9 protein-coding genes are annotated in these 14,167 nt (G+C 72.0%); 4 read left to right on the forward strand and 5 right to left on the reverse strand.

Translation table 11 applies throughout. The features are described 5' to 3' along the window. Positions 1-58: 58 nt before the first annotated feature. Together EWH70_RS28045 and EWH70_RS28050 are read left to right on the forward strand one after the other, a co-directional pair. Positions 59-1,015, forward strand: a complete 957-nt coding sequence (locus tag EWH70_RS28045) for an ATP-binding cassette domain-containing protein (protein WP_130478538.1) — start codon at positions 59-61, stop codon at positions 1,013-1,015. Further along, positions 1,012-1,845 (forward strand): ABC transporter permease, encoded by an 834-nt coding sequence (locus tag EWH70_RS28050; protein ID WP_130478539.1) that lies wholly within the window; start codon positions 1,012-1,014, stop codon positions 1,843-1,845. Before EWH70_RS28045 ends, EWH70_RS28050 begins: the two co-directional genes overlap by 4 nt. Positions 1,846-1,910: 65 nt before the next feature. On the opposite strand, the gene EWH70_RS28055 is transcribed toward EWH70_RS28050, so the two are convergent. Beyond that, positions 1,911-7,373, reverse strand: a complete 5,463-nt coding sequence (locus tag EWH70_RS28055; RefSeq protein ID WP_130478540.1) for an ATP-binding protein — start codon at positions 7,371-7,373, stop codon at positions 1,911-1,913. Between the two features lie 481 nt (positions 7,374-7,854). Between EWH70_RS28055 and EWH70_RS28060 the strand changes: the two genes are divergently transcribed. Both EWH70_RS28060 and EWH70_RS28065 read left to right on the forward strand, forming a co-directional pair. Beyond that, on the forward strand, positions 7,855-8,112 hold the full coding sequence (locus tag EWH70_RS28060; RefSeq protein ID WP_130478541.1) for a WhiB family transcriptional regulator: 258 nt from the start codon (positions 7,855-7,857) through the stop codon (positions 8,110-8,112). A 93-nt stretch (positions 8,113-8,205) separates the two neighbouring features. Next, entirely contained in the window at positions 8,206-9,048 is an 843-nt protein-coding gene (locus tag EWH70_RS28065; RefSeq protein WP_130478542.1) for an NAD(P)H-binding protein, read from the forward strand. Position 9,049: 1 nt separating this feature from the next. Here EWH70_RS28065 and EWH70_RS28070 read toward each other — a convergent pair whose 3' ends face one another. From EWH70_RS28070 to EWH70_RS28085, 4 genes are all read right to left on the reverse strand, one after another. Next, the gene (locus EWH70_RS28070; protein WP_130478543.1) at positions 9,050-9,874 is read right to left on the reverse strand and encodes an ABC transporter permease; all 825 of its coding nucleotides are present in this window, start codon (positions 9,872-9,874) and stop codon (positions 9,050-9,052) included. Next, complete coding sequence (locus EWH70_RS28075) at positions 9,864-10,760, reverse strand: ABC transporter ATP-binding protein (protein ID WP_130478544.1); 897 nt, start codon at positions 10,758-10,760, stop codon at positions 9,864-9,866. The genes EWH70_RS28070 and EWH70_RS28075 overlap by 11 nt, the downstream gene beginning before the upstream one ends. A gap of 79 nt (positions 10,761-10,839) precedes the next feature. Then, positions 10,840-12,591, reverse strand: a complete 1,752-nt coding sequence (locus tag EWH70_RS28080) for a chitinase (protein ID WP_130478545.1) — start codon at positions 12,589-12,591, stop codon at positions 10,840-10,842. Beyond that, positions 12,588-14,150 (reverse strand): chitinase, encoded by a 1,563-nt coding sequence (locus EWH70_RS28085; RefSeq protein WP_240687272.1) that lies wholly within the window; start codon positions 14,148-14,150, stop codon positions 12,588-12,590. Before EWH70_RS28085 ends, EWH70_RS28080 begins: the two co-directional genes overlap by 4 nt. Positions 14,151-14,167: the final 17 nt, after the last annotated feature.

The raw sequence follows: 14,167 nt of genomic DNA on the forward strand, positions 1-14,167 counted from the left end.
CAAGGATGTATATCCTCAGATATACATTTCAAAGTAAACAACGTGGAGGAGGTGGCCGATGGACGCGGCGGTGATCGCCGAGGGCCTGCGCAAGCGGTTCGGTGCCACACAGGCCCTGGACGGCTTCGACCTGCGGGTTCCCTACGGCACGGTGTGCGGGCTGCTCGGGCCCAACGGCGCGGGCAAGTCCACCGCGGTGCGGATCCTGTCCTCGCTGCTGCGGCCGGACGGCGGCAGGGCGCTGGTCGGCGGGTTCGACGTGGTCCGCGAACCGCTGCGGGTCCGCTACCGCATCGGGCTGACCGGGCAGCAGCCCGCGGTCGACGAGATGCTGTCCGGGCGGGCCAACCTGGAGATGTTCGGCAGGCTCTACCACCTGAGCAAGCGCCAGGCCCGCGTCCGGGCCGACGAGCTGCTGGAGCAGTTCGGCCTCACCGAGGCGGCGGGGAAGCCGCCGAAGCACTACTCGGGTGGCATGCGCCGCAGGCTGGACCTCGCGGTCAGCTTCATCATGGCCCCGCCGGTGCTGTTCCTGGACGAGCCCACCACCGGCATGGACCCGAGGCACCGCATGGAGGTGTGGAACGGTGTGCGGCAGCTGGTCTCCCAGGGCACGACCGCGCTGCTGACCACGCACTACCTCGACGAAGCCGACCAGCTGGCCGACTCGGTCACGGTGATCGACCGTGGCAGGGCGATCGCCCAGGGCACCCCGGCGCAGCTCAAGGCCAGGCTCGGCGGGAACCAGCTCGACGTCGCCATCGGCCACCAGGACGACCTGCCTGCCGCCGCCCGGATCCTGGCCTCGATCGCGGGGACGGAACCCGAGGTGCGGCCGGAGGTGCTGCGCCTGGCCGTGCCGGCGGGCGACGGCGTCGACGCGCTGACCGCCACCGTCCCGGCGTTCGCCGCCGCCGGGATCACCATCGTCGACATCGGCATCCGGCGTCCCACGCTCGACGAGGTGTTCGTCGGGCTCACCGGTCAGCCCGCGGGCCAGCAGGCGGCGGCATGAGCGAGCCACGGACGACCGTGACCGTGCCGGCCACGGCGGGCGAACGGTTGCGCTGGGCGGTGGCCGACAGCGCGGTCATGGCCAGGCGGGGCCTGGCCCACTGGTGGCGCTCGCCCGAGGAAGTGGTCGGCGCGCTGCTGTTCCCGGTCGTGTCGGTGCTGCTGTTCGGCTACGTGTTCGGCAGCGCGATGAGCGTGCCCGGCGGCGGGAACTACCGCGAGTTCCTGATGCCCGGCCTGTTCGGCATGACGATGGTGTTCGGGCTGACGCTCACCGTCGCCGGGGTGGTCGCCGACACCGCGCGCGGCACCACCGACCGGTTCCGCTCCATGCCGATGGCACCCTCGGCCGTGGTGACCGGGCGCAGCGTGTCGGACATGGTCCGCGCCGCCGTCGACCTCGCGGTGCTGGCCGGCTGCGGGCTGCTGGTCGGCTGGCGCAGTCACGGCGGGCTGTGGGCCACGCTGGCCGGGCTGGGGCTGTTGCTGCTGCTACGGTTCGCCCTGATCTGGGTCGGTGTCTACATAGGACTGCTGTTGCGCACCAACGAGGGCGCGTCCGCGTTGTACCCGCTGGTGCTGCCGTTCGCCATGGTGTCCAACACGTTCGTCGCACCAGGCCTGATGCCGGACTGGCTGGGCTGGCTCGCCGAGGTCAACCCGATGTCGTCGACGGTCGCCGCCATCCGGGAACTGTTCGGCAATCCCGGTTTCGGCGGGGACACCTGGGTCGCAGGCAACGCTCAGCTGATGGCGGTCGTCTGGCCGGTCGCCATGATCGCCGTGTTCGCGCCGCTGTCGGTGCACCGCTTCCGTAACCTGAGCCGCTGAAGTGCGTTGAAGGGGGCTCTCACGGCAGCAGACGCCGGGAGAGCCCCCTTGACGGCAGATGCCGCTCAGCCCAGGCGGCTGGTGATGGCCTCGATGATCCGCGGGCGCAGCTGCGCCACGGAGACCACCTCGTCGACCGAGCCCACCCGCACCGCACGCTCGATGCTGTGCACCTTGTCGAATTCGGCGCCGACCTCGTTCAGCTTCTCCGCCCGCACCGACGTCCGCGTCTCGTCCAGCTTCGCCGCCAGCGCCGCCCGCTCCGACCCGGTGGCGGCGGCCGCCGCGGCCTCCAGGTCGGCGACCCGGCTGTCGGCCGCGGTGCGCTTGTTCACCTCACCGGCGAACACCGCGGCCGCGGCAGGCGCCCCGCCGAGCACCGACGCGAACGAGCCCTCCAGCGCCAGCACCGTCATGTTCGGGTTGAGCGCCTTGGAGAACACCACGAACGCACCGCCGTGGTAGCGGGAGATCACGCAGAACACGATCGGGCCGTCGAAGTTGACGATGGCCCTGCCGATCTCCGCGCCGTACTCCAGCTGCAGCTTGCGCAGCGACTCCGGCGAGCCGTCGAAGCCGGACAGGTTGGCCAGCACCACCAGCGGCCGGTTGCCGCTGGCCGAGTTGATCGCCCGCGCCGCCTTCTTCGACGACCGGGGGAACAACGTGCCCGCCGTGTAGGCGTCCGGCCCGTCGGTGGGCGGGAAGCCGCGCCGCGGGATCGACTGCGACTCGATGCCGAGCAGGCACACCGGCCACCCGCCGATGTGCACGTCCTGCACCGCCGCGGTCTCCGCGTCGGCCATACCGGCCCACCGCTCCAGCACCGGGTGGTCGGCGTCGGACACCGCGCGCATCACCGTCCGGATGTCGAACGGCTTCTTGCGGTCCGGGTTGTGCTCGGCGGAGAAGATCTGGCCGACCGTGGTGAAGTCGCTGCCCACCAGCGCGTGCGGGAAGTCGCTGATGTCGCGGTCGTGCGGGTCGGACGTCTCGGCGCGCCGCGGTCCCTTCTCGCCGGGCACCACGTAGGTGTGGTCGTAGTGCGCCATCAGCACGTCGCGTGCCCCGGCCAGGTCCGGCGCCCAGTACTGCGCCTGCCCGTTCGGGCCCATCACCCGGTCGTAGCCGCCGATGCCGTAGTTGTCCTCGGCCGACACACCGCCGGAGAAGTCCAGCGCCTGCTTGCCGGTCAGCACCATCGCCGAGTCCGGGGTCATCACCAGGATGCCCTTGGTGTGCATCAGCATCGTGGCCTCGGCGTTCCAGTACGGCTGCGCGCCGACGTTGATCCCGGCCACCACGACGTTGATCTCACCGCCCGCCTGGGTGAACTCGACGATCCGCTTGAGCGCGGCCGCGACCCAGTCCATGTTCTCCGTGCCGGAGTCCATGGCGATCCGCGCGCCGGCGGACAGGGCGAACCACTCCAGCGGGACCGACATCTTCTCGGCCAGGTCGAGTGCCGCGATGACCCGCGAGCACTCCGGCTCCGACAGCGCGCCCAGCGCCTTGATCGGGTCGCCGAGCAGCACCACCCTGGTGACGCCCTCCGGGTGCCGCGGGGTGGGCGTGCGCACCACGCCGGCGACGATGGCCGCGGTGTTCTGCCCCTTCGGCCGGTCGACCGGCACCAGGGCACCGCCGGAGTCCAGGTCGTACTCGGTGAACTCGCCCAGTTGATCGGTCAGCTCGTACGGGTAGACGGTGCCGCGGGCGGCAGCGCGCAGGACCTTCTGCCGGTAGTCGTCCAGCGGCTCGATCGGCTCGGTCGGCGGCTCGCCGACGGACAGCCGTACCGGTGAACCCGGCCCGGCGCCCATGCGCACGCCGATCTCCCGCAGCTCCCCGGTACGCGGGTCCCGCTGCTTGGCGAGCAGCAGTACTTCCTCCAGCCCGGCACCGGCCGTCGTCGGCAGGACGCGCTGGGCGATGGTGCGCAGCTCGTCCTCGGTCAGCTCACTCGGCGGCCAGACGTAGATCAGGATCCGGTTGGTGTCCGACCGCTTCTTCGGCGGCTGCTGCGAGCGGGCGCGGCGGATGGCGTCCAGACAGGCGGCCAGCGTGCCCTCGACGGCGGGCAGCGCGACGAACCGGCCGTCCTGCTCCCGCAGTGCCGACAGGTCGCGGATCTGGGCCATGGCGACGAACCGCTCGTCGGCCGGGTTGCTGCGGGCCGTGCAGCGGAACAGGTAGACCTCCTCGTCGGCCGAGGGCAGCCGGGTGAGGTCGAAGGCACCGAGACGCTCCAGCTGCATCCGGCGCGCGATCTGCGGGTGCAGCCCGCGGATCAGCCGCTCCTCGGCGAGCCCCGCGGTCGACGGCCGGAACGTGAAGTGGTGGTGCATCACCGCGCCGCTGCGGCCGGCGACCGTGGTGGTGATCCGGCGGACGCGGCTGGGCAGCGGCTGCGTGGTCAGCGCCGAACGCAGCTGGTCGGCCATGGCGTCGGTATCGCCGGGCTGACCGGCCCAGTTCACGTAGACGTCGGCGACCACGTCGGCGTCGGTGGCGAGGCCGGCGATGGCCCGCACGGCGGCACCGAGGTCGGCGAAGTCGACCGCGGTGGCCACGACACGCTCGGCGTTGTCGTGCTCGGCCACCACCGCCGAGCAGCCCTCGATGGTCTGCCCGGTGACCGCGCGCAGCGTGCGGTTGCCGTAGTAGCGGCGGGTCAGCACCTCCAGCATCGGCACCGGGTCGTTGCCGTTGCGGCCGAACCGCTGCCCGAGCAGCCGGACCAGCGGCTCGGCGCTGGCGACCATCTCGGCGATGCGCTCGGCCCGGTCCGGGGCGTCCGGGTGGGCGTCAAGGTAACGCAGGTGCGCGCGGACGCCGGCGTAGACGCGAGCGCGGTTGCGCCGCAGCAGCGGCTGGGCGAACCAGGCGAACACCACGCCCCGAGCCAGGTCGGACACGGCAGGGAAACGCAGCTGCGTCGCGGCGACCAGGTGTTCCAGCGACACACCGGCGGTGTCGCGCAGCGCGGCGCCGGGCGGCTCCTCGGCGATCCACTGCCGCAGCAGGGCCGCGACCACGCCGGCGTCGGCGCCCGCCCGCTGCTGGGCGAGGAAGATCCGGAACACCGCGTGCTCCAGTTCCGGGGTGCGCTCCAGGTCGGTGACGCCGTAGTGGCGCAGCGCCCGCAGCAGCCGCTGCTGGAACGTCTCCGACAGCCCGGCCCGCTCGGTGTCCAGGCTCTGCAGGTAGGTGTGGAAGTACTCGCGCGGGCTGTGCACCGCGGTGTTGCGGGCGGGCTCGTCGCCTGCCGGGCGGTTGCGGCTGAGCTCGGACAGGTCGGCGAACGCCTCCAGCAGCGCGATCTCGTCGGCCAGCGGCCGCTGGCCCGCCTCGGCCAGCTCGGCCCGGGCGGCCAGGTAGCCGTCGAGCACGCGGCGCTCGTCGAGCGGGTCGGCGTCGAAGCCGAGCAGCAGGCCACGCAGGTCGGCGAGACCGCGCTCGGCCCGGTCCCTGGCAGGCAGCGGGTGTGCCCGCGGCAGGTCCAGCTCCACCACGTCGCCGCCGTCGGTGTCCTGTGCGTCGTCGCCGTCGCCGACCGGCTCCAGCCGCAGCAGCGGCGCGCCGGTCTCCACCTGGCTGCCGACCGCGACCACACATTCCTTCAGCCGGGCGTTGAACGGCGCCCGCAGCACCGTCTCCATCTTCATCGACTCGAGCACCAGCACCGGCGCTCCGGCCTCGACCTCCGCGCCGACCTCCAGCGGCGTCGCGACGACCAGCGCGGGCGCGGGGGAGCGGACCACGCCGCCCTCGTCGCGGCTGACCCGGTGCGTCACGCCGTCGACCTCGACCAGGTGGATCGGGCCGTGGGTCCCGGTCACCAGGCGGAACCGCCTGCCGTTGACGGTGATCTGGCCGGTGTGCGAGTCGAAGCGGTCCACGGTGACGTCGGCGGTCGCCGGCTCGTCCGAGCCCGCGGAGATCGCCACCCGGTAGCGGTTGCCGTCCACCCTGGCAACCTGCACCCGGTAACCGACGCCGCGCAGCTTCAGCTCCAGCGGTCGGCCCGCCTCGTGCTGCACCTGCGGCCGTCCGCCGTGGGCGGAGGCCAGCAGCCGCTGCAGCGCGATCGACTCCTCGTCCTGGTAGGCCTCGATCGCGGCGGCGGCCAGCGCGACGGCCGAGTGCCGGTGGCTGACCAGCTCACCGCGCGCCCGGACCCGGTCGATCCAGCCGGTGTCGGCGGAGCCGTCGATCACCTCGGGCCGGTCGAGCAGGTCCAGCACGAAGCTCTTGTTGGTGGCGCCGCCCTCGATCAGCACGGTGGTCTGGGCCATCGCCCTGCGCAGCCTGCCGAGCGCCTCGTCCCGGTCGCGGCCGTAGGCGATGATCTTGGCGATCATCGAGTCGAAGTCGGCGGGGATGGTGTCGCCCTCGCTGACCCCGGTGTCGACCCGGATGCCCGGGCCCGCGGGCAGGTCCAGCCGCGCGATGCGGCCGGGGGAAGGGGCGAAGTCGCGGTCCGGGTCCTCGGCGTTGAGCCGTGCCTCCACGGCGTGGCCCAGCTCGGCGGGCGGCTGGCCGGTCAGCTTCCCGCCGCCCGCGACGTGCAGCTGCGCCTTCACCAGGTCGACACCGGTGGTGGCCTCGGTGATCGGGTGCTCCACCTGCAGCCGGGTGTTCACCTCGAGGAACGCGAACAGCTTCTCGCCCGGGTGGTAGAGGAACTCGACGGTGCCCGCACCGCGATAGTCCACCGCGAGCGCCAGCCGTTCCGCGGCCGCCTTCAGCTCCTGGGCCTGCTCGGGCGCCAGCACCGGGGAGGCGGACTCCTCGATGATCTTCTGGTTGCGCCGCTGCACCGAGCAGTCCCGCACGCCCAGTGCCCACGCCGTGCCCTGCCCGTCGGCGATCACCTGCACCTCGACGTGCCGGGCGCCGGTGACCAGGCGCTCCAGGAAGACCACGCCGCTGCCGAACGCCCGCAGCGCCTCCTGGCTGGTGCGCTCGTAGGCGTCGGCCAGTTCCTCCGGGCTGGTGATGACCCGGATGCCCCGGCCGCCACCGCCCGCGGTGGCCTTGAGCATCAGCGGGTAACCGATCCGCTCGGCCGCGGCGGTGGCCGCCTCCAGGCTGTCGACGGAACCGCGGCTCCACGGCGCCACCGGGACGCCGACCTCCTCGGCGATCAGCTTCGCGCCGATCTTGTCGCCGAGCTTGCGCATGGCCTCCGCGCTCGGGCCGACGAACGTGATCCCCAGTTTCTCGCACAGCTCGGGGAAGGCCGGGTCCTCGGCGACGAAGCCCCAGCCGACCCAGGCCGCGTCGGCCCCGGTCTCGCGCAGGGCACGTTCCAGGACGGCGAGGTCGAGGTAGGGCCGGTCGGCGGCGGCACCGAGGTAGTGGGCCACGTCCGCCTCACGCACGAAGGTCGCCGCGCGGTCGGCGTCGGTGTACAGGGCGACCGTCTCGATCGGGTTGCCGGTCTCGGCGGCCAGTTCCCGGACGGCGTGGATGAGCCGCATGGCGGCCTCACCACGGTTGACGATGGCGACACGACTGAACACCGAGCGAGCCTCCCACAGCTGCGACTGACCGTTTTTCTGGTTTGCGCGCGCACGCGACCTCAGATCGAACACTCTCGTGTACCGCCGGGTAGCGAAATGTCGGGCGCACCCCATGCGACGTGGCGGCAGTTGTAGGAACCCTCCAAAACCGGCGTGGTCACCGCTGGTGGCCTGCGCATTCGCCGCGGCGCGCTGGCGTCCGTCTTCGACGTCCAGCCTGTGAGCTTTCTCGCAAGGTGAACACCCGGCGAGTTGTCGTAACCCGCCATAACGGGCGCACCCGGGTTTGGCGCCCGCGGGTTGTTGGTAGCCCATCCCGGAGCAGCTGGACGTCAGGGAACATTCGCCCGGCGGGTGGCGTTGGGTGGTGTGGACCCCGACCGGATGGCCGAAAATGGCCTGCGTACGCGTGCGCGCGTAGCGCACAATCGGCGGGGCTCACCTCATCCATTCCTTTTCCACGTGAAGGAGGCGGCACACCATGACCTACGAGAATTGGCGGAACCGGGCCGCCTGTCGCGACATCGATCCCGAGCTTTTCTTCCCGTTGACCGACATGGGGCCGGGCGCGCGTCAGGTCGCCCAGGCCAAGAGCATCTGCGCCGGCTGCCCGGTACGGGCGCAGTGCCTGGACTACGCCCTGGACAACGGGCTGGACCACGGTGTCTTCGGCGGTACGACCCAGCGGGAACGCCGGGTTCTGCAGCGCCGCGCGCGTCAGGACCGCCCGGCGGCCTGAGTCCCGGCACAAGCACGTGAAGGCCACCTTCAGCACGTGTGACGTAATGAAGGTGGCCTTCACGTGTTCTGATGATCGGTTTACGATGTAAGCATGAATGTTTACGACGTAAGCGGAATTGTGCTGGTGACCGGTGCGACCGGCACGGTCGGCAGGCAGGTGGTACGCGGACTGGCCGATCGCGGGCAGCGGGTGCGGGCGCTGACGAGAAATCCGGCCACCGCCACCGGTGTCCCCGATGGCGTCGAGGTGGCCGCGGGCGACCTCGCCGATCCCGCCACGCTCGGCCCGGCCCTGGCCGGCGTGACCAAGCTGCACCTGATCTCCTTCGCCGGCGACGGTTACGCCCCGCTGGTCACCGCGCCGGAGGTGCTCGACCTCGCCGTCGCCGCCGGGACCCGGCGGGTCACGGTGCTCACCGGGTACGAGGAGGGACCGGTGGAGCGGGCCGTCGAACGGTCCGGCGTCGAGTGGACGCACCTGCAGCCGGTCGAGTTCATGGCCAACGCACTCGGCTGGGCGGACACGATCCGCGCGGGCGGGACGGTCCGGGAGTTCGGCGTCCACCAGCCCAGCGCGAAGATCCACGAGGCCGACATCGCGGCCGTGGCCGTCGAGGCGCTGCTCGACGGCCGCCACGCCGGCCGGTCCTATCCGCTGACCGGGCCCGCCGCCATCACGGTCGCCGAGTCGGTCGCCACCATCGGTGCCGCGATCGGCAGGGACATCCCGGTGGAGGAACGTCCGCTCGACGAGCTGGCCGGCCGGCTCCGGGCCGACGGCCATCCCGAGGAGACCGTCGCCGGCCTGCTGCGGCTGGCCACCGATCCGCCAGCCGAGGTGTACACCGTGCTGCCCACGGTGGAGGAGGTCACCGGAACGCCGGCGCGCCCGTTCACCCGGTGGGTGGCCGAGCACGCCGGCGCGTTCCGGTGAGTCACAGGACGTCGCGGCGGCGCAGCAACCAGCCGCCGACGCCGGCGAACAGCACCAGGTAACCGGCCACCACGAGCGCGGCCTGCAGCGGCCCGGCCACGTCGGCGACCCCCGGCGTGGCCGGTGACGCGCCCAGCGCGCGGACCAGCGAACCGGCGTTGGCGCCGGGCAGGCCACGTTGCAGGTCGCCGATCCAGCCGACCAGCGGCGCGGCGATGCCCAGCAGCAGGTTCTGCACCACCAGCATCCACACCAGGCCCAGCCCGAGCGGCAGCGCCACCCCGCGCAACGCGATCGCCAGCACGGCACCCATCGCCGCCCAGGTCATCGCGATCAGCCAGCCTGCGGCCACGCCCCGGCCCAGCTCGGCGACGCCGGGCCAGATGATCGGACCATCCGAACTGACCGCGACCAGCCAGCTGGCCAGCGCGCCCATGGCGAACACGGCCAGCACCAGCACCAGCATCGCCACGGCCAGCGCGGCGAGCTTGCCCGCGTACACGGTCATCCGCGACCGGCCCTGCGTGAGCAGGGTCTTCCAGCTGTTCCAGCTGTACTCCGATCCCACCGCCAGCACACCGACCACCAGCGCGATCGCGCCGAGGAAGACCGGCAGCCCGCCCACCGAGTTGCCGACAAGGGCGGCGGGCATGATCTCCTCCAGCGGCCGGTCGGTGTTCGGTGCCGCGCTGCCGGAGCCGGACGCCCCGGCCAGCGGCAGCAGGTAGGTGAACGTCAGCGCGAGTGCCAGGCCGATCCCCAGCAGCAGCCAGTTCGCCGGCCGCCGCGCCATCTTGGCCAGTTCGGCCACCGTGCTAGCCCACATGGGTCGACTCCCCTCCGGTCAGTTCGAAAAACACCTGTTCCAGATCCCGCTCGCGGTAGCGCAGCTCGCTGACCGCGAGACCGGCGGCGACCAGCTCGCCGTTGACCCACGCGGCCTTCTCCGGCTCGACGGTCAGCTCGAGGCCACGCCGCTGCCGCCGCACCCGGGCGGCGCCGAGCAGCTCCGTGGCCACGGTCTCGGCACGCCCAGCCGGTTCGGCGACGACGTGCAGCACGGCCTCGCCACGCAACTCGGCCACCGTGTTCTCGGCGACCAGCCTGCCCCGGGAGATCACGCCGACCCGGTCGCAGATCTGCTGGACCTCGCCGAGCAGGTGACTGGACAGCAGCACGGTGCGGCCCTGCCCGGCCAGCCGCCGCAGCAGGTCGCGCATGTCGGACATGCCCGCCGGGTCCAGCCCGTTGGTGGGCTCGTCCAGCACCAGCAGCCGGGGATCCTTCAGCAGCGCGGCGGCGACGCCGAGCCGCTGCTTCATGCCCAGTGAGTAACGCGAGTAGCGGTCACCGGCCCGCTCGGACAGCCCGACCAGGTCCAGCACGGTGTCCACCCGGTCCGTGCCGACCCGCGCGTAGCGGGCCAGCACGGACAGGTTGTTCCGCCCGGACAGGTAGGGGTAGAAGCCCGGCGACTCGATCAGCGCGCCCACCTCGCGCAGGTCTCCGGGTGGACGGCCGAACAGCGCCACCTCGCCGGAGGTCGGGCGCAGCAGGCCGAGCAGCATGCGCAGCGTGGTGGTCTTCCCGGCACCGTTGGGTCCCAGGAATCCGTACACCTCGCCCGCGCGCACGGTCAGGTTCACCGCGTCGACGGCGAGCGTGTCGCCGTAGCGCTTGGTGAGAGCTGTGGTTTCGACGGGGACTGTCATGCCCGGAATCGTCGCCGGGTCCCCGCCGTCACCACATCCGCTCACAGGCGCGCCGTGGCGCTACGTCACCGGGCGTACGTCACGGCAGGCCGTTGAGGAACGGCCGGTGGCTGTTCTGGAACTCCCATCCGTAGTAACGGTCCCAGTTGATCGACCACGTCATCAGGCCGCGGATCGCGGGCGACGCCCCGCCGCGCAACGTGTACCCGCCGCAGTTCTGGTTGCGGGCCAGGCAGTTCAGCGCCTGGTGCACCTGCGCGGGCGGCGTGTACCCGTTACCGGCGCTGACCGCCGCCGGCAGGCCGAACGCGATCTGGTCCTCCCGCAGGCCGGGGAACGTGTGCCCCGTCCTGGCCACCGGGAAGCCGGCCTTCACCATGTCGGTCATGGCGATGTGGAAGTCCGCGCCGCCCATGTTGTGGTACTGGTTGTCCAGCCCCATCACGGGACCGGAGTTGTAGTCCTGGACGTGCAGCACGGTCAGCGCGTCGCGCATCGCGTGGATCACCGGCAGGTAGGAGCCGGTGCGGTTGTCGCCGCCGCCCGCGCCGCCGTAGAACTGGTAACCCACCTGGACGAAGAACGTCTCCGGCGCCATGGTCAGCACGAAATCGCTGCCGTAGCGGGACTTCAGCGTGCGCAGCGCCGAGATCAGGTTGACGATCACCGGCGTCGTCGGGTTGCGGAAGTCGGTGTCGCCCGGGTTCAGGTACAGCGAGTGGCCCTCGAAGTCGATGTCCAGCCCGTCCAGGCCGTACCGGTCGATGATCGCCGACACCGACCGGACGAACGCGTCGCGTGCCGCCGTCGTGGTGAGCTGCACCTGGCCGTTGGCGCCGCCGATGGAGATCAGCACCTTCTTGCCCTGTGCCTGCTTCGCGCGGATGGCGGCGGTGAACTCGGCCTCCGTCTCGACGTTCGGGCACTCGGCCACCGGGCACAGTGAGAACCGGATGTCGCCGGAGGTCGGCGTGGTCGGCTCGCCGAACGCGAGGTTCACCACGTCCCACGCGGCGGGCACGTCGGCCATCCGCACGTAGCCGGAGCCGTTGGCGAAGCTCGCGTGCAGGTAGCCGATGAGCGCGTGCCGCGGCAGGTCCGCCTGCTGGCAACCCGAGGTGGTCGCGGTGACCGGCGCGCTGCGCGCCGACTCGCCCGCCGTGTTGTACGCGGCGACCGTGTAGGTGTGGGTCGAGCAGGCGGCGAGCCCGGAGATCGTGGCCGTGGTGCCCGCCACCGTCGCCCGCACGGTGTCGCCCTCGTACACCCGGTACCCGGTGGCGCCGGTGACCGCGGGCCAGGACAGCGTGACGGAGGAGCCGGTCACCGCGCCGGCCGACGGATTCCCCGGCGCGGCAGGGGTTCCCGGGTCGCTGCCGCCCGGACCGTCGAGCACGACGTCGTCGGCGTGGTAGGTGCCCGCGCCGTACCAGCCGTGCAGGTAGAGCTCCGCGCTGGTCTGCCCGGCACCGCTGGTGAAGCTCAGCGAGAGCTGGGTGTAGCCCGGCGAACCGGTCCAGGTCGACGGCCCGCCGGTCACGCCCAGGTACACCGGGTTGCCGCTCACCCACGCCGACACCGTGTACGCCGTGTTCGGCCGCACCGGCACGGTCTGCGTGCACCGCGCGTTGTCCGACGCGGTGGCGGTGGCGGCCAGCGCGTGGCTGCCCGAGTGCACGGGACTGGTCACGATCGAGGCGTTCGAGCACGACCAGCCCGCCAGGCTGCCGGTCTCGAAACCGGCGTTGGTCAGCAGGTTCGCGGCACCGGCCGGGGGTGCCACCATGGCGGCGAGGACGAGGGCGGCGATCGCCGCGAGCGCGCGCCTCATGGCAGCGTGTCCAGGTGCGGCGCGACGGTGCGCGCGAAGTTGTTGCCGTTGCTGACGTCCCAGTTGATCGACCACGTCATCGCACCGCGGATCTCCGGGTAGGTCCGGGGCGGGCGGAACGTGCCGCAGTTCGTCGCGCGGGCCAGGCAGTCGAGAGCGTTGTTGACCATCGACGGTGCGACCACCCCGCCGCCCGCGGCACCCGGTCCGGCGGGCAGGCCGAGCGCCACCTGGTCGGGCCGCAGGCCGTTCTCCAGCTGGATGCAGGCGAGTGCGGTCAGGAAGTTGATCGAACCCTGACCGTAGGCCTGCGCCTGGTCGCAGCCGAGCATGGAGCCGGAGTTGTAGAACTGGGTGTGCACGACCGTGAGGATGTCGCGGATGTCCAGCGCCAGCCGGAAGTACGAGCCCGCCGTCGACTGCATGTCGATGGTCTGCGGCGCCATGGTGATGATCAGGCTGGAGCCGACCTGGGCGCGCAGGTTACGCAGCGCCTGGCCCATGTAGGTGGGGTTGAGGCCGTTCTCCAGGTCGATGTCCACGCCGTCGAAGCCGTACTCCGCCATGATCGACCGGACGCTGTTGGCGAACGCCGTCGCCGACGCCGAGTCGCCGACCGTCACCCGGCCCGCCTCGCCGCCGACCGACAGGATCACCTTCTTGCCGCGGGACTTCAGCGCCGCGACGTCGGCCTTGAACTGGTCGTTGGTGTACCCGCCGAGCGCGCTGGACAGGCCGGGGTCCACGCCGAACGTGACAGCGCCGGGGGTGCTGGTGGCCTCGGCGAACGCCACGGCCACGAGGTCGTACTCGCCGGGCACGGCGGACAGGCGCAACTCGGTGGCCGGGTTGACGAAGTTGTGCCAGTAGCCGGTCAGGAAGTGGCGCGGCAGGTCACCCTGCTGGCAGCCGGTGGTGGTGCCGGTGACCGGCCGGCTGCGTGGCGACTCGCCGTGCTCGTTGTACGCGGCGACCGTGTAGGTGCGGCTGGCACACGCGGGCAGGCCGGAGAACGTGGCCGACGTGCCGGTGACCGTGGTGCGCAGCGCGGTGCCCTCGTAGACGCGGTAGCCGGTGACCGGGGCGGGGCTCGCGGTCCAGCCCAGCGTGATGCTGGCGTCCGTGGTTGCCGTGACCCGCACACCGTCCGGCGCGGCGGGCACGCCGGGTTGCGTGCCGCCGCCGCAGTCGGCGCCGTTGACCCGGCAGTTCGCCGGGCTGCCCGGGCCGCTGCCGAGGAAGCCGAAGGTGACCGACGCGCCGGGGGCGATCGTGCCGTTGTACTCGCGGTTGGTGAACGTGTGGTGGGTGCCGTTCGAGGTGAGCAGGGCGTCCCAGTAACTGCCCAGCGTGGTGCCGGCCGGGACGTCGAACTCTACGCGCCAGCCGGTGATCGGCGCGGTGCCGCTGTTGGTGATGGTGTAGCGCCCCTCCCAGCCGGATCCCCAGTCGGAGACCTTCGTGAAGGTGGCGGTTTCGCCTGCCGCGGCCGCCGGGACGGCGGTGCCGAGCATGGCGAGCAGGAGGAGGGATAGGGCGATGACACGTCGACGGGCCATGACGACCTCCGGAAGGC

It is taken from the genome of Amycolatopsis suaedae (assembly GCF_004214935.1).
GTDB lineage: Bacteria > Actinomycetota > Actinomycetes > Mycobacteriales > Pseudonocardiaceae > Amycolatopsis > Amycolatopsis suaedae.